The sequence below is a fragment of the Rouxiella sp. Mn2063 genome (assembly GCF_049319665.1).
GTDB lineage: Bacteria > Pseudomonadota > Gammaproteobacteria > Enterobacterales > Enterobacteriaceae > JBMOUD01.
Genome location: NZ_JBMOUD010000003.1, coordinates 170,207 through 191,804 on the forward strand (window position 1 = coordinate 170,207; position 21,598 = coordinate 191,804).

28 protein-coding genes are annotated in these 21,598 nt (G+C 42.4%); 24 read left to right on the forward strand and 4 right to left on the reverse strand.

Annotation, left to right across the window (positions count from 1 at the left end; all coding sequences use genetic code 11):
* Positions 1-498 precede the first annotated feature (498 nt).
* A complete protein-coding gene (locus ACL9RG_RS06175; protein ID WP_422791721.1) occupies positions 499-1,527 on the forward strand; it encodes an acyltransferase in 1,029 nt (342 codons plus the stop codon).
* A 148-nt stretch (positions 1,528-1,675) separates the two neighbouring features.
* On the opposite strand, the gene ACL9RG_RS06180 is transcribed toward ACL9RG_RS06175, so the two are convergent.
* A complete protein-coding gene (locus ACL9RG_RS06180) occupies positions 1,676-2,365 on the reverse strand; it encodes an XRE family transcriptional regulator (protein ID WP_422791967.1) in 690 nt (229 codons plus the stop codon).
* 303 nt (positions 2,366-2,668) lie between these two features.
* On the opposite strand from ACL9RG_RS06180, the gene ACL9RG_RS06185 reads away from it, so the two are divergent.
* The 18 genes from ACL9RG_RS06185 (at position 2,669) to ACL9RG_RS06270 (ending at position 16,292) form a co-directional block, all read left to right on the forward strand.
* The gene (locus ACL9RG_RS06185) at positions 2,669-3,454 is read left to right on the forward strand and encodes an antitermination protein (RefSeq protein WP_422791722.1); all 786 of its coding nucleotides are present in this window, start codon (positions 2,669-2,671) and stop codon (positions 3,452-3,454) included.
* A gap of 783 nt (positions 3,455-4,237) precedes the next feature.
* Positions 4,238-4,468, forward strand: a complete 231-nt coding sequence (locus ACL9RG_RS06190; RefSeq protein ID WP_422791723.1) for a phage holin — start codon at positions 4,238-4,240, stop codon at positions 4,466-4,468.
* A gap of 2 nt (positions 4,469-4,470) precedes the next feature.
* On the forward strand, positions 4,471-4,956 hold the full coding sequence (locus ACL9RG_RS06195; RefSeq protein WP_422791724.1) for a lysozyme: 486 nt from the start codon (positions 4,471-4,473) through the stop codon (positions 4,954-4,956).
* A gap of 47 nt (positions 4,957-5,003) precedes the next feature.
* Complete coding sequence (locus ACL9RG_RS06200; protein ID WP_422791725.1) at positions 5,004-5,456, forward strand: lysis system i-spanin subunit Rz; 453 nt, start codon at positions 5,004-5,006, stop codon at positions 5,454-5,456.
* 37 nt (positions 5,457-5,493) lie between these two features.
* Positions 5,494-6,036, forward strand: a complete 543-nt coding sequence (locus tag ACL9RG_RS06205) for a hypothetical protein (RefSeq protein ID WP_422791726.1) — start codon at positions 5,494-5,496, stop codon at positions 6,034-6,036.
* Entirely contained in the window at positions 6,029-6,649 is a 621-nt protein-coding gene (locus ACL9RG_RS06210) for a phage baseplate assembly protein V (RefSeq protein ID WP_422791727.1), read from the forward strand. The genes ACL9RG_RS06205 and ACL9RG_RS06210 overlap by 8 nt, the downstream gene beginning before the upstream one ends.
* Positions 6,650-6,692: 43 nt before the next feature.
* On the forward strand, positions 6,693-8,159 hold the full coding sequence (locus ACL9RG_RS06215) for a phage tail sheath family protein (protein ID WP_422791728.1): 1,467 nt from the start codon (positions 6,693-6,695) through the stop codon (positions 8,157-8,159).
* The gene (locus ACL9RG_RS06220) at positions 8,156-8,662 is read left to right on the forward strand and encodes a phage major tail tube protein (RefSeq protein WP_422791729.1); all 507 of its coding nucleotides are present in this window, start codon (positions 8,156-8,158) and stop codon (positions 8,660-8,662) included. Before ACL9RG_RS06215 ends, ACL9RG_RS06220 begins: the two co-directional genes overlap by 4 nt.
* A 52-nt stretch (positions 8,663-8,714) precedes the next feature.
* A complete protein-coding gene (locus ACL9RG_RS06225) occupies positions 8,715-9,014 on the forward strand; it encodes a phage tail assembly protein (RefSeq protein WP_422791730.1) in 300 nt (99 codons plus the stop codon).
* 102 nt (positions 9,015-9,116) lie between these two features.
* Entirely contained in the window at positions 9,117-10,625 is a 1,509-nt protein-coding gene (locus ACL9RG_RS06230) for a hypothetical protein (RefSeq protein ID WP_422791731.1), read from the forward strand.
* 2 nt (positions 10,626-10,627) lie between these two features.
* Positions 10,628-11,107, forward strand: coding sequence for a phage tail protein (locus ACL9RG_RS06235; RefSeq protein WP_422791732.1), 480 nt, complete (start codon positions 10,628-10,630; stop codon positions 11,105-11,107).
* Complete coding sequence (locus tag ACL9RG_RS06240) at positions 11,088-11,297, forward strand: tail protein X (RefSeq protein WP_422791968.1); 210 nt, start codon at positions 11,088-11,090, stop codon at positions 11,295-11,297. The genes ACL9RG_RS06235 and ACL9RG_RS06240 overlap by 20 nt, the downstream gene beginning before the upstream one ends.
* 3 nt (positions 11,298-11,300) lie before the next feature.
* Positions 11,301-12,380: a late control protein D gene (locus ACL9RG_RS06245; protein WP_422791733.1), complete on the forward strand. Its 1,080-nt coding sequence runs from the start codon at positions 11,301-11,303 to the stop codon at positions 12,378-12,380.
* A 72-nt stretch (positions 12,381-12,452) separates the two neighbouring features.
* A complete protein-coding gene (locus tag ACL9RG_RS06250) occupies positions 12,453-12,803 on the forward strand; it encodes a GPW/gp25 family protein (protein WP_422791734.1) in 351 nt (116 codons plus the stop codon).
* A complete protein-coding gene (locus tag ACL9RG_RS06255) occupies positions 12,787-13,707 on the forward strand; it encodes a baseplate assembly protein (RefSeq protein WP_422791735.1) in 921 nt (306 codons plus the stop codon). The genes ACL9RG_RS06250 and ACL9RG_RS06255 overlap by 17 nt, the downstream gene beginning before the upstream one ends.
* On the forward strand, positions 13,700-14,245 hold the full coding sequence (locus ACL9RG_RS06260; protein WP_422791736.1) for a phage tail protein I: 546 nt from the start codon (positions 13,700-13,702) through the stop codon (positions 14,243-14,245). The genes ACL9RG_RS06255 and ACL9RG_RS06260 overlap by 8 nt, the downstream gene beginning before the upstream one ends.
* A complete protein-coding gene (locus ACL9RG_RS06265; protein WP_422791737.1) occupies positions 14,245-15,744 on the forward strand; it encodes a phage tail protein in 1,500 nt (499 codons plus the stop codon). Before ACL9RG_RS06260 ends, ACL9RG_RS06265 begins: the two co-directional genes overlap by 1 nt.
* Positions 15,741-16,292, forward strand: coding sequence for a tail fiber assembly protein (locus tag ACL9RG_RS06270; protein ID WP_422791738.1), 552 nt, complete (start codon positions 15,741-15,743; stop codon positions 16,290-16,292). Before ACL9RG_RS06265 ends, ACL9RG_RS06270 begins: the two co-directional genes overlap by 4 nt.
* An 83-nt stretch (positions 16,293-16,375) precedes the next feature.
* Here ACL9RG_RS06270 and ACL9RG_RS06275 read toward each other — a convergent pair whose 3' ends face one another.
* Positions 16,376-16,642 (reverse strand): hypothetical protein, encoded by a 267-nt coding sequence (locus ACL9RG_RS06275; protein WP_422791739.1) that lies wholly within the window; start codon positions 16,640-16,642, stop codon positions 16,376-16,378.
* Positions 16,643-16,833: 191 nt separating this feature from the next.
* On the opposite strand from ACL9RG_RS06275, the gene deoR reads away from it, so the two are divergent.
* The 3 genes from deoR to ACL9RG_RS06290 all read left to right on the forward strand — a co-directional run bounded on the left by deoR (position 16,834) and on the right by ACL9RG_RS06290 (position 18,901).
* On the forward strand, positions 16,834-17,607 hold the full coding sequence (gene deoR, locus ACL9RG_RS06280) for a DNA-binding transcriptional repressor DeoR (RefSeq protein ID WP_422791740.1): 774 nt from the start codon (positions 16,834-16,836) through the stop codon (positions 17,605-17,607).
* A 150-nt stretch (positions 17,608-17,757) separates the two neighbouring features.
* On the forward strand, positions 17,758-18,252 hold the full coding sequence (locus ACL9RG_RS06285; RefSeq protein WP_422791741.1) for a YlaC family protein: 495 nt from the start codon (positions 17,758-17,760) through the stop codon (positions 18,250-18,252).
* A 382-nt stretch (positions 18,253-18,634) separates the two neighbouring features.
* Positions 18,635-18,901 carry a hypothetical protein gene (locus ACL9RG_RS06290; RefSeq protein ID WP_422791742.1) on the forward strand — a complete coding sequence of 89 codons (267 nt, stop codon included), beginning with the start codon at positions 18,635-18,637 and terminating at the stop codon, positions 18,899-18,901.
* 40 nt (positions 18,902-18,941) lie between these two features.
* On the opposite strand, the gene ACL9RG_RS06295 is transcribed toward ACL9RG_RS06290, so the two are convergent.
* Entirely contained in the window at positions 18,942-19,154 is a 213-nt protein-coding gene (locus tag ACL9RG_RS06295) for a YccJ family protein (RefSeq protein WP_422791743.1), read from the reverse strand.
* A gap of 208 nt (positions 19,155-19,362) precedes the next feature.
* On the opposite strand from ACL9RG_RS06295, the gene ACL9RG_RS06300 reads away from it, so the two are divergent.
* The gene (locus ACL9RG_RS06300) at positions 19,363-19,494 is read left to right on the forward strand and encodes a hypothetical protein (RefSeq protein WP_422791744.1); all 132 of its coding nucleotides are present in this window, start codon (positions 19,363-19,365) and stop codon (positions 19,492-19,494) included.
* Between the two features lie 294 nt (positions 19,495-19,788).
* On the forward strand, positions 19,789-20,112 hold the full coding sequence (locus tag ACL9RG_RS06305; RefSeq protein ID WP_422791745.1) for a DUF2502 domain-containing protein: 324 nt from the start codon (positions 19,789-19,791) through the stop codon (positions 20,110-20,112).
* 221 nt (positions 20,113-20,333) lie between these two features.
* Here the strand turns inward: ACL9RG_RS06305 and mdoC are convergent, their stop codons facing one another.
* Positions 20,334-21,524 carry a glucans biosynthesis protein MdoC gene (gene mdoC, locus ACL9RG_RS06310; RefSeq protein ID WP_422791746.1) on the reverse strand — a complete coding sequence of 397 codons (1,191 nt, stop codon included), beginning with the start codon at positions 21,522-21,524 and terminating at the stop codon, positions 20,334-20,336.
* Positions 21,525-21,598 lie beyond the last annotated feature (74 nt).

Here is a 21,598-nt window from a genome sequence, read left to right on the forward strand (position 1 = left end):
TATAGTGATAATGCAGAATTGACCCTGCTAATTCGACTCTGTAGAGCGAAGTCAGTTCTTCTTAAATCCTGTCTATGGAAGCTTATCTGGATGGGGAAGGTTTTCATCTGCGGGTTATGTGTATTAGGCATGGCTTGGAAATAAAAATAATCAGATTACTCATCAGGCTCGTAATATCTTTGACTAACTTGTTTTTGCTCTTAAAGGGCAATGACTGCTTTAACGTATAAAATAGGTTTCAATTCGCTTAATTGGTATGCAATTATCCTAGTATGATACGCCAAGTAAGGGCGTCTTATCGACTGGATATTCATTTTTTAGATGGAGTTATCAATAGGCTTATTATTACGGCTTTTTTAATACAAAATAGTTTAATTGCTTGATTTTTTTTGAGCGTAGATTACATACAGTAAAATAATAAAAACATTTAATAATTAAGTTGGTTTTTTAATTGAATAAACCCCTTAATTTTAAATAAAATATAAAAGTGAAAACGATATGTATCATAATGATAAAAGAATAAATCTGGATTTAATCAGGGTTTTCTCTATGTTGTTAGTTGTGCTTTTACATGTTTCAGCCGTTTCATTCATGAGGTTTCATACCGCATGGGATGTCGCATTAATATATGATTCCATCTCTAGAGTGTCTGTTCCTCTTTTTTTTATTTTGTCTGGTTATTTGCTATTGGATAAAAAAGAAAGTGTGAGCGTTTTCTTCATTAAAAGAGCATCTAAGATATTTATTCCATTTTTATTTTGGACTGTTTTATATAAATTATATGTGGCTTATTATACGAAAAGTAGCTTTGATTTTAATGTGTTGAATGTTATAACAACACCAGCTTATTATCACCTTTGGTTTTTGTATGCAATAATCATAATGTATTTAATGACGCCAGCACTTAGACTTATTATTAGCAATGGCGATAGTAATATATTTAAGTACATGTTGATTTCATGGTTTTTCGTAGTGTGCGTGTACTCATGCATACTGCAAGTTAATTCCGTTATCTTCAAGCACGGACAGATGTTAGGCGATGGGCATCTAGATACATATATTTATTTGTCAGGATATTATTTTATCGGGGGGGTGATAAAGAAAACGTCTAGCTTGATTTTTAAAAGAAGGGTTTTATTAAATTTATTTCTATTTTCAACACTGCTTACTATACTACTCACATGGGCGACATCGAATTATATTGGCCATCCGACAGAAGTGTTCTTTGTTTACATTTCACCATTGGTTGTTATTGCATCAATATGTTTATTCCTTTGCATGGTGAGTATTGATTTCAATTTCCCAAAAAGAATTAACTTTTTAATATCCAGTATAAGCTCAAAGTGTTTTTGCGTCTACTTAGTACATTTGATTGTTTTAGAAAGTATGGCGAGGTATATAGGATTCGATTTGTGGGGGTGGGATGTTATTTATGTTATACCATTGCTCTCATTATTTTGTTTCTCCATATCATTTATAATCTCTCAAATGGTATCTAAAGTACCATTGCTTAATAGGGTTATTTAGACGTGTTTTATCTTTATACTCATTTTTAAAATACATAATTTTATGTAGAGCTTAATAACTTTTGAAACCATTGCTGTTTTTAACATACAGCAATGGCTCAAATGCCACCTCTATGTAAAAGAGATTGAAGGAAACAAGATTACGGGTATCATCCATGACGTCTTAAATGCTGAGATTGACTTAGCATTACTCTTCCCGAGACATGGAGCATGCTGAGCTCTTCGAGATTGATCGTCCAATCTTTATAATTTTTATTATCAGAAATAACGTGAAGCTCATTTTTGATTTTTTGCAATCTTTTTACGTAAGTATCTCCATTAAAATCAAAAACATAAATTCCATCACCATCAAAATTCCCTACTGAAATATCAACATAAATCAGATCCCCCGGCTCGATCGTTCCTTCCATACTGTCACCGCGAACGTTGATTAATTTGACGACACTAGCAGGTTTCCCACCAAAAATAACTTTCGCATGTTCGTTTGTGTATTCAATTGAACTGATAAGTTCGACAACTTCATGTGAGGTAGCACCGTTGCCAGCACTGGCGGACACATCTAGGATATCAACCCTATACACATTTTTGTCTCCATGGTTAGAAAGCGAATCAACACTGTATTTATGAACAGTGTTTTCTTCCTTGTCGCTAGAGAATAACTCAGCCACTGGAACATTCAAGGCTTCTGCGATTTTTTTTAATGAATTATCGCTGTAACCCTGCTGCCCCCGTTCTAATCTAGACAAATTGCCTACATCTCCACCGATGGCCTGAGCTAACTCAGAAATGGTCATTTTTTTGGCTTTGCGAAGTTCTCTTATCTTGTGTCCTACGCTCATCATAGGTTCCCCCTGTATAGATAATTTGCGAATGATACATTTTTAATGTTTTTAGTACAACTCGTGTTGATTAAATTGCGCTTAAGGCATAATATGCGTCACATACATATTTACAGCAATGAATAACAACTCTATATAAGGTTGATGTGTATAGGTGAATGGAGTGCTAAACAGCGAGAAGACCGAGTAAAGCCACTAATTGCTTGATTCTAAACAAGTTAGTTTAGGCCATTTTTCTTAATGTCATCCAGAGTGGAGCACAAATTAACTACACAAATAATAATCAGGCTAGCGGGGGAAATAATGAAATTAGAAAAAGCGCTAAAAAACTTTAGCCCAAAGAGCCAGATTTACAGTGATTCACCACGTGCAACATCTTCGGATGGATTATCTAGCGCGGATATGATGGCCGGGCTTGGCTACACAGAATCAAAAGCAGCATTCGGAATTGGCGCATTTCTCGGCAAGACCGGCATAAGCAAAGAAGATGCCCATAAAACTGTTGATCGATTGACTCATTTTGCGATGCAGCAATCGCCAAAATACAAACATGTTGGAAAAGTCGCTGGCCGCCGTTTAGCATCCTGTATGGCGATATTAGCTAAGCTTGCATACGAGGAATATAGCAACTCAGCTGCTGCTACAACATCTTGTTCTTGCTGCGCCGGAAAAGGGTCGGTCATCACGACTAAAGATGTGGTGAAATATCCTGGCTACTTTGGCATTAGTGGCGAAGAGAAGATCCCGCCAGTTATTGAACAACAGCAAGTACGTGAAAAGTGTAAATCTTGCAAAGGGAAAGGTGTTATTTCAAATCGTTGTCGCTGTGGGGGGGCAGGGAAAGTACTTGATCGAGAAAAAACCAAGGAAACCGGAACGGCAGTATTAAAAATATGTGAGCGCTGTGCAGGGCGTGGGTACAAACGAATGCCATCTTCAGTCGGTTATTCAGCAATTAAAGCATTGCTTCCTGAACTAACTCAGTCCTCGTGGTCAAGAAACTGGAAACCTCTTTTTGAGATGCTTGTCAGTAAATGCGATCAAGAGGAGAACTATGCTAATGATATATTTGATAAAGTGACCGGTTAAAATTAACGCATTAAAATTATAAATACATTTGCAATATGCATAAACCTGGTTTATTTTAATTCCACAGTGGAATAGTAATAATCTCAATTGTTGCTATATAAAGCCTTGAGGTTTTTAGCCTTAAGGCTTTTTTTGTATTATAGGTTCATGGATTTTTTATCGTCTGTTGTACTCATTATTCTGATTTATCTCAGAGAGTATGTTTATAGGGGGAGTGAAAAAATTAAAAAAAGCATTTGCATTTTGAATAAAACAGGATTAGATTTATCCCATAGTGGCGAAGTTACGAAATTCAAGCCTATTTAATCGAACCTCAATCTTTTACGGTTGAGGTTTTTTTATATGGCTAATAATAGAGTTTTATTTCTTTATCACTGTAATAATTGATTGGTTTTTATAAAAAAGCGAATCTATTGATTAATCTACACCCAATAGGCTTCGAGATGCAGGCGGGCAATAATTTAGAATAGCCAATAACCTTGTAACTTGAAGTAGGGCGGGTATATATCCATTATACTTGACGTAACCTCTTTGTTGACTGCACGTGTTTGCCAAAATCACATATGTAATCCCAGCTCATCGAGAGAACTCGTTTACTCTTTGGCGTAACTTCAATTATTCTTGGTATATTAGATTAACTAACAGATTTATATCTCATTGATTTAATTTTCCGCCTGCGAACGTATTGAGCACTATGAATATATTATCTATCTGCAATGTAATAACATCGCGGCGGTATTCTTTATATCTATAGCACACCCAACTTAGTTGGCGGTGATCGGAATGAAAAATATGCCAGAAAAGGTAAGCACAGCGGGGGCTTATTCAATGTCGGGAATTCTCATCGCACTCGGCAATTGGTTTTCGAATTTAGACTGGGACAAAGTAGCGCTGATTATCGGTATTTTAATCGGTGTCGCCACTTATTTTACCAACCTCTATTTTCAACGCCGACAAACCAAAGCCATTGAAGCTGCTGCATCGTTAGGAAAAACCATTATCCGAGGCGATTAAACATGACGATGTCTGCGGCTTTACGAAAAAAAATTATAAGTGTTGCTGGAGGAGGGGCACTGGCTATTGCCACAGTAATGATACCGACTCTCGAAGGCGTTCGTTATGAACCCTATCGAGATGTCGCGGGTATTTTGACCGTATGTTACGGACATACTGGAAGCGATATTGTTCCCGGTAAACAATATACGGAATCTGAATGTCAAATAATGCTCAATCAAGATCTCAAACCTTTTAGCCTCTCAGTACAACGCTCCGTAAAAGTACCCGCTAGCGAGTATCAAAAAGCGGCGTTGATTACTTTCAGTTATAACGTCGGTATTAGCGCTTTCGAGCACTCATCTTTATTACGAAATCTTAATGCTGGTAACTATCAACAAGCTTGTGATGGTTTAAGGCAATGGGTTTATGCCGGCGGTGTTAAGTGGAAGGGGCTGATAAATCGGCGAGAGGTGGAACGAGAGGTGTGTCTGATGGGAGGAGAATAAATATCAAAATACAGTTTTTTGTCATCACTATTTTGGTTGGTGGTCTGATGTGGTGGATTGAAGGAATGCGTTGGGACGCTGATGTAGCACACCTTCAACTACAGCATAGCGCGGAGATAGCTCAGATTAACCAAGAAAAAATAGCTGAGATTAATGCGGCTAATGCCAGAGTTAACGCTTCGCAACAGGCCGCAGCCGCGCTAGATACCCAGTATACCAAGGAGTTAGCAGATGCTTTGGCAAAAAATGAAAGCCTTAAATCTGATGTTGCCACTGGTGCTCAGCGCATGCGTATCGCCGTCACCAAGCTCGCAAATTGTCACCCCAGTGGAAATGACCATTCCTCAACCCGCGGCTTGGGCGATGCAACCGAAGTCGAACTCACTGCAGAAACTGGACGAAACATTCTCGATATCCGGGCCGGAATCATCAGTGATCAAGCCAAAGTAGATTACTTACAGCACTATGTGAGCGATGTAGTGAAACAGTGCAAGAAATAACTCGGTGTGAACACATCGTTTAATCAATGAGGACGCTATGACAAAACCAGTATTAATGGCTGACTACCACAATGCGGTGTTGTCCGCGTTGCGTGAAATTTCTTGGGTGAAGTCAGCAGAGATCTATCCAGGTAATACGACGACCCTGCAACCTTCTACGGTTTATTTCTCAGTGGAAAATTGGCGCTATTTTGCTAATGCGGATAATCAGTTACAGGTCAAATTTGATGCTAATTTGTTCATTGTAATGAGCCATCAGAATACAGCAGATAGTCAAATTGCTATACGTACAGCAGCGGCTGAGCTTAGCCACTGGGTCGAGGGTCAGCAATTTGGATTAGAAGCTCTGGATTGTGCCGTCTTTACGCAGGCTGGAACTTATGAGTTTACGCCAGCGCAGGATGATTATGTTGTATGGAATATATCATTTAGCCAAGTTGGTGCCTTAGGTACTGATCCCGACGAATCAACAGCCGCACCAATAAAAGATATTTTGCTGGGAAAAGCGCCGGATATTGGTCTATTACACCGTGGTGATTACCAATCAATCTATCAACGTAAAGAGGCCGCTGATGAGTGAGGAAGTATTAGGTGACTTACAGCGTAGATTGGCAAATATGGTGCGCCGCGGCGTTATTCACTCTATCAACAACGGCCCACAACCTGTTTGCAGAGTTGCGCTTGGCGAGATTGTTACTGGGTGGCTTCCCTTGTATCAGACTTATGCTGGCCAGAATCGCGCAGATTCCAATCCTTACATGGTTGGTGATGCGGTGACCGTGTTATCTGAGGCGGGGGATTTGAATAATGGCCGGGTTTTGCCCGGTTGGAATACAGGAAAACTACCCGTTCCTCTTGGTGACGATGGTGAACATATTACCACTTACGGTGACGGCACTGAGGTTCGATATAACCGAAACTCTCATGCGTTAAGGATCAAAATTGCCAATAACGGCACCTATGAAATTATTGGTCAGGGAACGCTACGCGGACCTGTAGAAATTACCGATACGTTAACTGTTCAGGGAGAGACAACGCTCAATTCTCAAACAGCAATCCGAGGCAACTTATCGGTAACAGGCGAAATTTCTGATGGTAAAAGTACCATCGATCGAGTGAGGGAAATTTTCAATAGTCATAACCACGCTGGCGACAGCGGAGGGATAACGGGGAAACCCAACCAACCTATGTAACCCGCTTCGGCGGGTTTTTTTATGTACGGAGTACGGAGAATGTATGACTGAATTACATGGTGTAGAAACAATAGAAATTACATCTGGAACCGTGGCGGTAACGACCATTGGGACTGCAATTATTGGGGTAGTTGGCACGGCGCCCAATGCGTCTAAAGGAAAGGTTGCTAGCGTGACTGCGGGTACGCCATTGCTTGGAAACCAACTGATCTTTAGCGCTAAAAAACCTGGGATACTCGGTAATCAGTACCGTATTTCCGCTGTTGCTGCGATTCCTGATGCGTTGAACCCCGCCAAAGTTGCGACCAGCGCGACATTTTCTGCCGGTGTACTGACTATTACGCTCGGTTGCGATGCACAAGGTGTGGTGAAGGCTACTGCGGCTGAGGTTGCCGGCATCGTTAACGCCTTGACTGAGTCGCAAATTGTTATCACAGCAACGGATGCAACGGGTGTTGTATTGCCATTTAACGTCTCGTTAACAGGTGGCGAAGAAGAGCCATTCCCGCTTAATACGCCTGTTGCCGTGGTAGGAAGTTCACAAATTAAAAAATTGGGTTTGGCTGGGACTCTGGCCGCCACGATTGCCGATATTACCGATCAGACTAATGCGTTGATGGTTGTTGTTCGAGTCGATGCTGATGAGTCGGCGACTAAACAACGTAGCAACATTTTGGCGGGTATCGAGTGCTGGTCCGAGAGTAAATCAGTCACTGGGTATCAGCCGCGTATTCTTATTGCGCCAGGTTTTAGTGAGGATGACGCGGTAGGACACGCCTTGGAAACCTTAGCCAATAAACTACGTGCCGTGGCATATGTCGATTGTGCCTCAATGGCAACGCCGCAAGATGTTGTACAACGTCGGGCGGCATATGGTGCGCGTACTGAACTGTTACGACCGCGTGTTTCGGTTGCCAATAGTCAGGGGGAGATTGAATACCGTCCTTATTCTGGTCGCGCGGCTGGTTTACGTGCGCGTATTGATGTGGAAAAGGGCTGGTGGTGGAGTAAATCCAATCAAAACATCGAAAACATTCTCGGCGTGGAACAGGTTGATGAGTTCATCCTTGGCGATGCAACTTGCCAGGCTAACCTGCTGAATATGGAAAATATTAGCACTATTGTACGTCGTGATGGCTTTAAGCACTGGGGGAACCGACTGTGCAGTTCTGACCCGCAATGGCGTTTTGAGTCGGTACGCCGTACCGCAGACGTGATTGAGGACAGCATTCAAGAAACGGTACTGCAGTATGTTGATCGCCCTCTGGATAAGCAAAATGCTGATGATGTTATCGGCACCATCAATGCTTATATCCGCCAATTAGTAGGGTTGGGCGCTATTTTTGGTGGTAATGCTTGGTTGGACGAAGAACTCAATACCGCTGAATCCATGGCCTCCGGCGTGTTGTATATCAACTACGATTTTGGGCCGAAATCACCAACGGAGCGCATCACTTTGCGTGTTCGTGTCAATAATAACTACGCAGCTGAGGAGATGAGTGCATCATGAGTGGATTAAGCAAATTACGGGCCTGGACATTCTTCGCCAACGGTTTTCGTGTTCAAGGTGCGCATGAATATACGCCGCCAGAATTATCTATTACTAAAGTCGATTTGCGCACCGGTGCACAAGACGCACCCACGCCGGTTGATGATGGGATGGAAGCGCTAACCTGCAAGATTAAATTCTACGGTATTGATCTCGATGTGTTGAGCAACTTCGGTTTTGTGCAGGGTACCAGTCCTCGTTTTATGGCCTATGAAGGCTATTTAAGTAACGGCACTGCGCTGGGGGCGATTGATGAAATTGAAGGTTTCGTGTCGAAAATTACCGCCGATGCTCGCGGAAATAAAAATCTCTCAGAGAGCGCGGTGACAGTCGAAATTGCCGTTCGTTACTACAAGCGTAGCGTTGAAGGTAAAGACTTGTTTGAGATTGACACCGAGCGTTGCATTCGTCGCATTAACGGCCTTGATCAACTCGGCGGCCTGTCTGCAAAAATTCGCCTTTAATTTTAGTTAATTAATCAACGGCCTGCGGGCCGTTTTTTTATGGAGTTTTATAATGTCTTATCCTGGAAGCACGACCACTATTGCACTTTATTCCCCACTGCAATTGGCTGATGGCAGTTTGCTGGAAGAAGTCACCATGCGGGAACCGCTGGTAAGAGACCGTATTGCATTTTCTAAAGCGCGCGGTACCGATGAAGAGAAAGAGGCCAAAATGTTGGCTGATTTATGCAATATCAATGAGTCAGATATGACCATGATCACCACCGCCGATTATTTACAACTGACGGAGGCTTTCCAAGTTTTTATGCTGCCGCCCAAGAAGCGTCCGAAGACGAAATCCAGCAAGGTTTAATGTTGCTGGGTCGACGGCTCTCTTTTTCTATGGCGGATTACCTGAATCTGCCATTTAGTACGTTTCATTCGTTTTTGATAAAGGAAGTGGAGATCATTAACCGTGAGCGAAATAAGTAATGCTTTTAAGTCGATGGATGCTTTTAATGATGGCTTGTCAGAGCGTTTATTCTATTCAACATTAACTATTATTAATAACCAGAAATTCATGCAATCGCAGATTGCACAGTTGGTGAGGATGACCGATATTTTTAGTAAAAGTATTGGTTTACTACGCCCTGCTGCTGTGAAGGCTGAAACCTTAAATAATGACAGTGATAAAAAATCTCACTTATCAAAAAATTCTTTGTTAAATAAATTGTTACCTCAGGAAGGAATGGGGAAGATCTTCTCTAAATCATTATCTTCTCTAGGCATCGCTGCAGAGGTAATTAAACTCGGCAAAGATGCTTTGGAAAAAATGTATGAGATAAATAGTTCGACAGCTGCTTCTGTTGGGTTGGCACGTGGCTATGGTTTGGGTATAGAGACTTGGAATGCTTGGGATTCCCTTGGGAAAAGTTTTGGTTTTGGTGCTGAATATATCGGCGATATCTTTTTGGGGTTTAAGAAATATGCTTGGCAGTTTGATAATCTTGAATATTACCCAGAAAAGCAAAATGCATTAGATACACTGGGAATTAAATTAGATGATTTAACAGGCTCGAGTGACCTAGATAAGTTCAAAATTTTAATTGATAAAATAGTATCATTAAAAGACGATGCCGCAGCATCTCAGATTACCAGTGAATTATTAGGTGGTGATGCGGTTAAACTAGTAAATTATCTGCGATCTACGGGGAATAATTTCACTGAAAATATTGCTGAAGAGCAACGTTATAGTGTTTTATCGCCTCAAGGGGCCGATGGCGCATATCGGTTTAATACAGCAATAGATCATCTATTAACTTTTGGGAATTCTTTCACAACTGAGGCAATGGGGCGTACAGGGGGTTTTATTGCTCCAGTGATTGAAGGCATTTCGCCTAAAAAACCTAAACAACTGTTAACGGAGGAAGAAGAAAGAAGAGAGAAAGGTCTCATATTGCAAATGTATAGTGCTGGACCTGCTAACAAGGAAGAGGCCAAAGAATATGCGCATAGGCACGGGCTTGGCAATTGGTACGACAAAGACGTTGACCAACCGGGAACATTCAAAAAACTATGGGATATGCGCCTAGACGCTATGAAAGTAGATAAGAAATCTGGTGGCTGGTCCTTATCTCCTGAGCTCAAGGACAAGCTTGTAGATGCTATCGATGGTGAGCCTAATAATTTTTCTCTTAAACCAGAAAAAGAAGAGTCTAGTGAACAACAATCCATAACACCGAAAACCAATAATCAACCTAAAGATTATGTGCCATTTTCCACAACATTATCCCAAGCTTCTCCTGAAAATCTAAGACCAATTATCAACGATCAAAGTAACAAATCCGTTGATATTCATATCTATGCGGCAGCAGGGCAGAGTGAGATGGATATTGCTAATAACATCGTCGCCAGGGTAAATGACCTCGATATTTTTAATGGCACTAGTGGCAATAATGCCATGTATGACGTAGCGGTGGCCTAATTATGGGCATACTTAATTCTTTATATGCATGGACTGAAGATAAAGCCGCCGCCGAGGCGGAGTTAGAGCGTGAAAGCGAGCCATTAAGGGTCATGATGATGTTAGGTGACTTTGAGTTTTCAGTAGATAGTGCCACCTATAACTCATTGACTCGTGATGCTTCTTGGCGCTGGAGCGATCAGGAACGTATTGGCAAGCAGAACTTACTGCAATATACCGGCAAAGCGGCTCGTACCGTCAAATTTAGTGGCGATACTCATGCCTTTTTTAGAAACGGTGTGGCTTCAATTGATGCACTTTATGATCTTGCTGACAAAGCAGAGCCACAACAATTGGTGAGCGGAGCCGGTGATGTACTGGGCTGGTGGGTTATCACTGATTTTTCTGATACCACTTCATCATTTCTTCCCGGTGGCGGCGCACGTAAACGATCCTACACAATGACGATAAAACATTATGCAGATGACATATCTCACCCGTGATGGCGATGTCTTAGACGCTATTTGTGCAGCGCAATACGGCGTCGAAAATACGGCTGCAGCTGTAGTTGCTGTACTAGAAGCAAACCGGGGATTAGCAGATAGGGGTGCTGTCTATGATTCTGGACTAAGCATTATTTTGCCAGAGTTCACGCCGCCTACTGTTAATTCCCCACTGCAATTATGGGACTAGGCCATGGAACAACAACATGCGTTGGCCGAATACCGGCCAGAGTTTAGAGTTTGTGCTGAAGGGAAAGATATAACCGAAGCGCTGCAGCAAAATTTAATTGAATTAGTTCTTACTGACCATGGTGGCGAAACCGCCAAGGCGGATGAATTACAAATTACGCTGTTATCTGAATCTCTCAAATTACCGAGTAAAGGTGCCCGTTTAAATATCGGCTTAGGTTTTAACGGTAATATCTTGGATAAAGGCGTATTTGTTGTTAACAATGTTTCAAGCAGCGGGCCGCCTCGCAAGATTGTTATCAACGCCACTGCAGCACCGATGAACGCTCAAAAGCAGAAAGGCAATGTGCAAAGCCAGAAAACGCGCAGTTGGGACAACATTAAACTCGGCGATCTGGTTAAAACAGTAGCAGAAGATAATGGTCTGAAACCCAAGGTGGCACCGCAATTCGTGGATATCGTGATTACGCATCTTGACCAGGTGGCAGAATCTGATGGCAATTTGATGAGCCGTTTGGCGCGTGCGTATAACGCAGTAAGTAAACCTTGTGGTGGCTATTGGCTCTTTCTTGAAAAAGGTGCCTCCACGACGGCCAGTGGCAAAGCCTTACCCAAAGTTCAGGTGGCGCTTTCTGAGGTGTCTACCTGGAGATACAACGAAGGGCAGCGGGGAGCCTCTGTAGGCAAACCTGCAACCAACGGTCAAAAAGCTAAAGGTAAGATTAAGGTTAATTATTTTAATGGCTTTGATGGCAGTGTTAAAACCTGCGAAATAGATCACGATGGGCCCAATATCACCAGTCCTTATATTGTGCCAACCAAAACGCAGGCTGAACATCAGGTGAAATCTAAATCTACCTCCGCTGCACGCATTGAGTGTGATATGAATCTGACGATGCCCTGCCGACCAAAACATATTCCTTTGACTGCTGAATCTCGGGTAAACACGGTTGGCTTTGGTGAAAGAGAAGATAGCGCCTGGCAAATTGAATCTTTGGCTTATACATTAAATAAAAGTGGGTTGAGTATCGCGCTAAAACTTGTTGTTGATATTACCCACAAGCCTAAGCCAGAGGCGTCTTAATTATTAAGATCCTTTCATTGATATTAATTCACAAACTGAACCCGCTATTGCGGGTTTTTTTATGAGGTTTTTATGCATGGCGTAAATATTAAAACAGGTAAAAGACTGTCGGGTGATGATCACCTTAAACAGTCCGTTATTGATATTTTGACGACGCCTAAAAATACGAGAGTGCTACTGCGCGATTATGGCAGTGACCTTCCAGAGCTGGTGGATAGTCCACAAGATCAAAGCAGCCGTGTGCGGATTATTGCCGCTACTTCGTCTGCATTAGCCAAGTGGGAACCACGTCTTAAGCTAAACCGTATTGGGGTGAGTCGTTCGGCAGAGGGTGATTATGTAATCACCATCGAAGGGATCAACACGGAAACGTCCACGCCACTTACTCTTGATGGAATTAAAATATATGGCAACAAGTCTTAGCACCATCAATCTTTCTTCTCTTCCGGTTCCTGACATTATCGATATCCCTGAACCAACGGCGCTCTTTCAAACCTGGCTAACACGTCTGCGTGAGCTCGACACGATCTATGATGCTTTGGTGGAGTCTGACCCGGTATTTAAGCAGGGAGAAGTTAACGCTTACCAAACGACATTACTGATGCAACGGGTTAATGACGCAGTACGTGCCGTGCTGCTATCGAGTGCCACAGGAAACGATCTCAATCAGATAGGCGCTGGCTTCAATGTGCCTCGATTGGTTATTGCACCAGCGCAGCCTGATGCGGTGCCGCCGGTTGATGCTGTTATGGAGTCCGATGATGCCTATCGTGAACGTATTCAGCTTTCTTGGTCACAGCTAAACACTGCCGGTGCGCGCAATGCATATCGTTTCCATGCCCAGTCTGCCGATCCTGATGTGCTCGATGTCGGTGCTTACGGCCCCGAGATCCATAACCGTGCTGGGGAGGTTGATATTTATGTACTTGCTCGTTCCGGAAGTGGCCAAGCATCAGAGGCATTATTGGCAAAAGTTTATGCTGCGCTGAGTGAAGATGAAACTCGGCCTTTAACTGATTATGTTTGGGTACAAAGTGCCGCTCTGACTAATTTCACCGTCGATGCCACGCTGGAAATACCAGACGGTCCTGATGCGCAGACGGTATTAGACCGCGCTAATACTGAGTTAAAAAGCTATTTACAACAGATGCGTCGTGTTGGCGGTATCGTTCCGGTTTCAGGGATTTATCACGCTTTGCATCAATCAGGCGTTAGCCGTGTACACCTGAATCACCCGACATCCGATATCGAAGGCATTGTTGGTGCCGTGCCAAATTGCACGGCTATCAACGTTGGGCGAATAGCGATAGGGGGCATTGATGTTTAAATCTTTGCTGCCGCCAAATGCCATTTCGGCTGAGAAAATGTTAGAGCAGGCCAGCGTTGAGCAGATTCTTTCGATTCCTGTGCCATTACGTGATGTTAAGGACCCAGATCGTTGCCCGGCTCACTTGTTGCCTTGGCTGGCATGGGAATATGCGGTCGATTTTTGGGATCCTGATTGGAGCGAACAGCAAAAACGCCAAGTCATTAAAGACGCCGCTTATGTGCATCAGCATCGAGGTACTGCTGGCGCCGTGCGTCGTGCACTAAGCGCAATTGGTTTTCCTACTACGGTTATTGAATGGTGGGAAGACACACCGCGCTCTGCGCCTTACACCTTTCGCATTCAGGTTTATAGCACCAGCGGAGTTAATGAGGCGGTCTATGAGCAAATCCGTCGGCAAACGGAAAAATCTAAAAATTTACGCAGCGCGCTACGTTCAATTGACGTCATTACCGACATTGGCAGCAGCGGGGCGCTTTATATCAGTGGTGCAGTCACTGCACATATTGACATCGATATTCTAGCAGGAGGCGCATAATGGCCGATAAATACTATAGCATTATCACCAATACTGGGAAGGCTTTAGAAGCAGCAGCCCTTGCCAATGGAACAACGATCACGCTCTCACATTTTGTAGTCGGTGATGGCAGTGGCAAAGAATTAGTCCCTGATGCAACCAGTACCAAACTGGTAAATGAAAAATATCGGCAGAAAATTGCCATGTTATCGGTTTCTCCCGAACAGGCAAATCAACTGATGGCGCAACTGGTTATTCCATCGGAGGTTGGTGGATTTACCGTGCGCGAGATCGGATTGCTGACTGATAAAGGTGAACTCTATGCGCTGGCCAACTGTGCAGCGATAGAAAAACCGGTTGGTGGCATTAATATTTCTATGCAATTTCGTTTGGCGGTTTCAGATACTGCAAATATCACCTTGCAAGTCGCCACCGGTGATGGATTATTCTTGCGAATGGATAGGAACCTATCCGATGTAAAAGATGTATCTACCGCGCGTACTAATTTAGGTCTGAAAACAGCGGCATTGCGTGATGTGGGTACGGATGCTGGGCAAGTTATGCCCGTTGGGGCATTCGGCGTAGGTGGGCAAGCACCGAAATTAAGTAATCCAAGTAACGTTAAATATAGCGGTTTTTTTGGTTATGGTGGAAATACAGATCCAAGTCTGAAAGATTGGGGAAGTGTAATATCAAACTTCTATGGTGAAAGCGGTGAGTATTGTTCACAGTTATATCTTCCATCCGACCAGCGAGAAGCGTTAATTCGATTTATGAAAAATGGTAAGTCAGTTTGGAGTAGCAGACTTTATCATGAAGGGAATAAACCTAGTGCGGCAGATGTCGGAGCATATAGTCAAAAAGAAGCTGATGAGCATTTCTATTCAAAAAATGGTGGGTTAGTAAGTGGTAATGTTGATGCTAATGGATATGTGAAATCAGGAAATGATCTTGTTAGTGGACAGGATATCTGGTCTGGTCGTGATATTTATTCAGCTAGAAATATTGATGCTAGAGGGGGGGTTATACAACTTTCTGGAGATGATCGTAAACACCTTAGAATAATTAATGGCGATGGCACAGTTCGAATGTGGTTTTATAAAGATAAAGGGGGGGATGGTATACATTTAAATAATGGTGATGATGGCGGCGGCGAGTTCGTATTTCAAAAAAATGGTCGCATTGCAATTCCAAATGGAATTGACATGAACGGCGGTGTGCGTATCGAAATTGACGGGAATATTTGGGGAAGCCGCTGGGGTAATAAATGGTTATGGGATGCTATTATTGAACAAGTAAATAGTAGAGCCTCATCAGATTATGTCAATGGCACATTTATAAAAGATTTACGCTTATCAGGTAGAGGAACGATTGTTACTGATGGGCAAATGAATGAAGCACCATTTGGAGCTGTTGTTACCGGTGGCAATGGCAACGAAGGGAACCAAGTAGGGTATATGTATTTCCGCTACTTACAGAAAAATGTAAACAATAATTGGTACACGGTGGCTTACGCATGATAAATAAATATGGAATTTTCAAGTTATATATACCAGCTCCTGAATCGGAAAAAGGGAAGGTTGCGCGTGATATTAATGCATTGTTTATTCAGGATAATGCAGGTAATGACTGGTATGAATTACTTAAGACTTTAGATAAAAAAGCTCTGAAAATAGTTTTCACTGATGATGGTGTGATTCAGTTTGCAAACTACGATGCATCTGCACTGTGGCCTGTTGATTCTTATATCGCAGTAGTTGATAAAAACTCAATTCCTCCTGGGTTTGACGTACCGACAAACGATCTCTCTTGGCAATACATTGATGGGGAGATAGTTCCGCGTGTTTATACTAAAGAAGAACAAATTACCCAAGCGGTACGTAACAAGAATGCAATACTCGATTCAGCGAGGAAAATCATTTCCCCACTGCAAGATGCATTTGATCTGGATATAGCCACTGATGATGAAGTGAAAAAACTTGCTGCGTGGAAGAAATATCGAGTGTTGTTAAATCGGATCGACGTGAATACAGCGCCTGATATTGATTGGCCTAATGCTCCGGAGTAGTTGATCTCTCTGGGCAATGGATACAACTAAATAGTTGAAGGGGCGATAAAAAGAATAAATAGCCCCGAGGGGCATATTTAGCGCTAGTATTCACTGGCGGCTTCAGAATCACTTAATGCCTTGATTGATAGAGGCAAATGATAATTGGGTTGGCTGGTAAAGAATGCTTTTAAAGCCACCCTTTTTTTTCGGTCAATTGAGATTTCTTCCATCGTTTTACGGAAGATACTGTAACGGCCACAGGAAATACAGGTGACATTTACAATTTTCGCAGCCAGGTTGACCGATGTCTTGTTGGTGCTTTGACACAATGGACACTCATCAGGAGTGTTTACCTCGTTAGAACTCATAAAACCTCCGGTTTTATCTTGAGCGTCCGCTAGTATAGCGCAAAAAGACACCGATCGTTTAGTGCTTATTTTTTAGATAGTGATCTCAACAGGTTAAACGGGAACTGCTTAGCACTAGGCGAGTTGTTGATAAATTAGTTACACTACAAGTTAGTCACTGTGCGTCACATCAAGGACCTTTTGAGAAGGCAATGGAAAACAAGCGCGAAGATCGAATTCAAAGACTGCTGTTGGCTTTGAAGAAAAATGACAAGATACATCTTAGAGATGCGGCACAGCTGCTCGAGGTTTCTGAGATGACAATTCGGCGAGATCTTAACGTTGCGCCCGCGCCAATCATTTTGCTTGGTGGCTATATTGTTCTTGACCCTAAGAATAGCCCTGCAACTCACTATTTCTTGAGTGAGCAGAAAATGCGTCAGGTAGCAGAGAAACACTCTCTTGCTCGCGTTGCCGCTGAGCTTATCGAAGATAATGACACTGTTTTTTTCGATTGTGGTACGACAGTACCTTATATCATTGAGAATATCCCTGACGAGCGGGTATTTACCGCAGTGTGTTATTCTTTAAATAGTTTTTTAGCACTGCAAGACAAAGCACACTGTGAGGTGATTCTTTGTGGTGGAGTTTTCAAATCTAGCAATAACATTTTTACTTCACTAAGCGTCGCTAAAGAGCTTGATAACATCCGTCCTAATAAGGCTTTTATCTCCGCTGCTGGCATCAGCCTGGAGTTTGGTGTTACCTGTTTTAACTTTGATGAACTGGCAATGAAACATCAAGCAATAGCACGGTCGCAGCAACTTATTTTAGTTGCTGATAGCAGTAAATTTGATTGCATTCGCCCGGCTGCCATCGCTCCTTTGGCGAGATTTACGACCATCGTCACAGACAAATTGCCGCCACAAAAATACCAAGATTTTTGTCAAACAGAACAAATCCATCTTCTCGCTAATACTCTGTGATTGTGACGACATTTTCTCGTTAATTTGACCAATCAGCTATAACAGTTTGGTTGGTTTTTATCGCTAACTGCTCTACGTTATATAACAGTGTTCATGATAAAATTCAGTTATTGAGTTAAAGCAACGTCTCGACTTTCTTGGAGGTCATAAATGGATGTTATTGAGAGTATCTTAAACAGTGACATTGAGCGGATTAATCGTCTGGAAAACCGTGATGGCAAAGCTAGGATTAATAACGAATTTTTCGTTAATCATCCTTGGCTGTGTCTGGCAATGTTAGTGGGCTATATTGCCGTTGGTGTGGTGATGTATGTGTCGCCTTATATGGGACTAGGATGGTTTGCTGGCTTTACAATCTTTTTGATTTTTATGTCGGCGATGCTGTTGCTTGAAATTAAGCCGACTTATCGTTACGAAGATATCGGCGTGCTGGATCTTCGTGTTTGTTATAACGGCGAATGGTTCTTTAACCGAGAATTATCCGATGAAGCAGTTAAGCGCATTCTTAATGAAAGTCAGGTTAATGAAGAGGTCAAAACAAGGGTTGAGACTATCGTGCGCAACAAAGGCATGATCGATTTTTATGATGTTTATGATCTTGCGCGACAATATCAGCCTTTGAATACTCATTCTTCAGCAGCATAGCAATAAGAGCCTATCCTTTAATTTGCCATGTCAAATTTGGGAAGTGTTATGAATCCTCACGTGCGGTGTGTACGCTGCGGTTTCTGTGCCGACATGTCCGCATCAACTGGGATAGGCTCTAAGTATCAATACACGAAAGATGAGTTAAATAGTCAAAAAAAATTTCCCTTCATGATTTTTCCTCTTCTGCTCTGGTAGACTGATATCAATTGCTATGGTGTAGACAGCGATTGACGAGATCAAAACTGGCTTTGCAGTATCATAAGCATGCTTGCCAAATGAATTCATCTGAATCTAGCCAGCATAGTGTTGCAGAATGCAAAACTGTATTAAGCAAAATAGTACTGACTAAAGTAGTACTAAGCGATACCAGGAGTAAAAGATGAAGTTTTTGCACAATGAGATGGAGTATCGTAACTGGATTATGGAAGATATCTTTCAGGCCAGTGCGGTAGGGGAAAGTGAAGCTTCAATATTTGCCGATCAGGAAATTGAAGATTTCATATTTGATGCCCGTCCTATCGCCTATCCCTGCATCGCCGTGATGATTCAAACTCCTGGGCAACCTGGCGTCTGTGAGCCACGTTTTGTTTATAAAGAGCAGGTTTTTGAATGGGCACATCAGATGGGATTTGGTTTCGATAGCTAGGTTATTACCCTGAGCCTTGGCCCAGGGCACATAAATTACGTCACACGTTCTGACGATCAATTTTCTCTTCGCCCCAGAAAAGATAATCTTCCTTGGTTTTTGCGAACGCAATAGGCAAGACTTCGTCGCTGCCTTCCTCCCAAATTTTTTGAGCCAGCACTTCATCGTTTTTTGCGAGCTCGAAAATCGCCTCAGCAATTTCTTGTGATGTTTCCCGTATCTCAGCCCAAGCTTTAATGTTTGAATCGCTCATATCCTCTCCTTTGTTTTCATCCATTTCTAACTATGGTTCCCAGAATCAGCGGATGCAAATCCTGCGTTGGTTTTTGATGCGATTTGTATTTTCGTGCAGAAAAAGCCATGCGCACTTTAAAATGACGCCTTTTTGATACACTCGTTTATACTTGTTCACTAAACGCTAGCATGAGCAATGTAGCGTGTTCAAAACTAAGGTGACGAGAATGAGCGACGATATTTTTGATTTTGATATAGATGCAGCATTGGAAAAAGCAGAAGAAAAGGCTGCTGAGAAGGCATCTGCCGTTCCTGAAGCAATCAGTGACGAAAGTGATTGCGAAAGCTGCAAAATCTGAGCCGGTCATTGAGCCTGATAATGCTTTGATAAAATGAACCGCTTCGGCGGTTTTTTCTTTTCAATTCTCCATCGTTTACTCACCCCAACTCATTTTTTCTCCTCCTGATAACTCACCTCTATTCATGTTTTCTCCTTATCTCCCATAGCATTAGCTGGTGGCTACAAGTATGACATTTTTGTAGTGAATGTGAGGATATCGTTAACCTGCGTAAATGGGATAAATTCCTATAGAACAAGAGGATAGGTCGAGATAATTTGGCATCACCTGATCGACAGGTCGCGGAGTGCTGTAATGAAAAAACGATTTTTGATTCTCGCTGTTATGCTGGTAATGCCAGCCGTTTCACAGGCTGACGTCGAGATAGGTGTTAATGTTCCGGGAGTGTCGTTGCATATCGGCGATCGCGATACGCGCGGCTATTACTGGGATGGGGGGTACTGGCGCCCGCCGGGTTGGTGGCAACACCATTATCGGGCTAGAGGACATTGGGTTTACTACGAACCTGCGCCCCAGCCTATGTATTGGCATCCCGGATATTGGCGTGAGGGACCTCCCCCAGGTTATTGGCGAGGACCACCTCGTTGGCACGAAGGGCCACCTCCAGGTCGTTGGTAGCGCCAAGCGTCAGTAGAAAGAAGATTTAAGTTTAAACGTATTTTAGTACAGGGTTGGCGGTGGCTATGCACTAGTATCCCCAACGTCAATTCTGTACTTCTTATTGCTCCCGTATTGGTCTCCTTTTTTCCTTCCTTTTCCTTCGATTTTATCTTACCAAAGCTCGATGTCTTTCGTGATGAAACATAGGCCTATTCGAGCGATCAAATAGGCCTATAGATTTAGAAATTTTGTTTTTGAGTCGGCGGGGTAGGGCCACTGCCTTTTGTTTTCTGACGCAGATTCTCCAGCTTACCTGAGAACAAGAAACGTAATAGAGGAATGCGTTTATGGACTTCATACAACAAGAAGGCGATACCAAAGACGAAAATCAATCCTACCCAAAAACCAAGCCAGTCGCTGTGAATACGTGGCGTAATAAATGCACCATAAATTAGCGTCAGTGGATGATGTATCAGGTACACAAACAGCGACGAATTCACCAAGTAAGTGATAAATGGCGATTGAAAGTTGAGCACATAATGACTGAACGAAAACACGACATTAACCATCAGAATACCGAGTAATGCGGTAATGATGGCATCCAACTCCATAGAGTAAAGTTCAGGCGTATTGATGTGCTGATTAATCATATAAGCGACAAATAAGAAGATGCTGACGACACCGGCTGTGGCCGAGGGCCGCAGGAACATCTCTTTTAAACTAGCGAATTTGAACGCGCAGGCGCCAATCAAGAAAAATGGTAGATAAAATAGTGTTTGCATGACGACAAAATTGAAGGCGCCATTTGATAACAATTGCGGAGCGAAAATAAAAAGAAGGCGATTAAATGCAGCGTAAATAAATCCGAAGAGTAAAAACAATACTGAGATTTGTCCTAAAGAGTGTGCTTCTTTAATGTAATTTAACAGACGATTACTCTTGTTTTTCTTAAAAGATTTAAATAAGTAAAAACAGATGCTGGTAAGGATGACGAGCGTTAATAAAAACCATAAGTGGGAGACTAATTCCCATACGGTAATATTTATTTTTTGATAGAGATCCATTGAAGACCAGTTGGAAAATTTATTTGTATAATTTCTCAACAGATAGTATTGGGGGACAGTGATCAATGGAAATGCTGCCACTAGCGGGATCGCAACGCGCTCAAGTCGAACCTTCAGCCAAGCTACGGGCTCATAGCGTTCATAAAGCATATAAGAAAAATAACCTGATATGACAAAAAATACCTGCATGCGAAACGCATGAATCACATCATTGAAAATGGTTAAACCATCTGAAGGGACTGCGCTATTTACCGCCCACTCATGGCTGGAATATATCAGAGAAATATGAAAAGGAATGCCAAGTAGCATTAAATATGCGCGGATTGAGTCTAAAAAAAACTCACGTTGTTTAGTTTGTGGTTTCATAGCGATCCCTTTGAGCAATTTTTTTCTGATTGCACTGCCCTGAATTGGACAGCAATGCGCTCGTTATTGCGTAT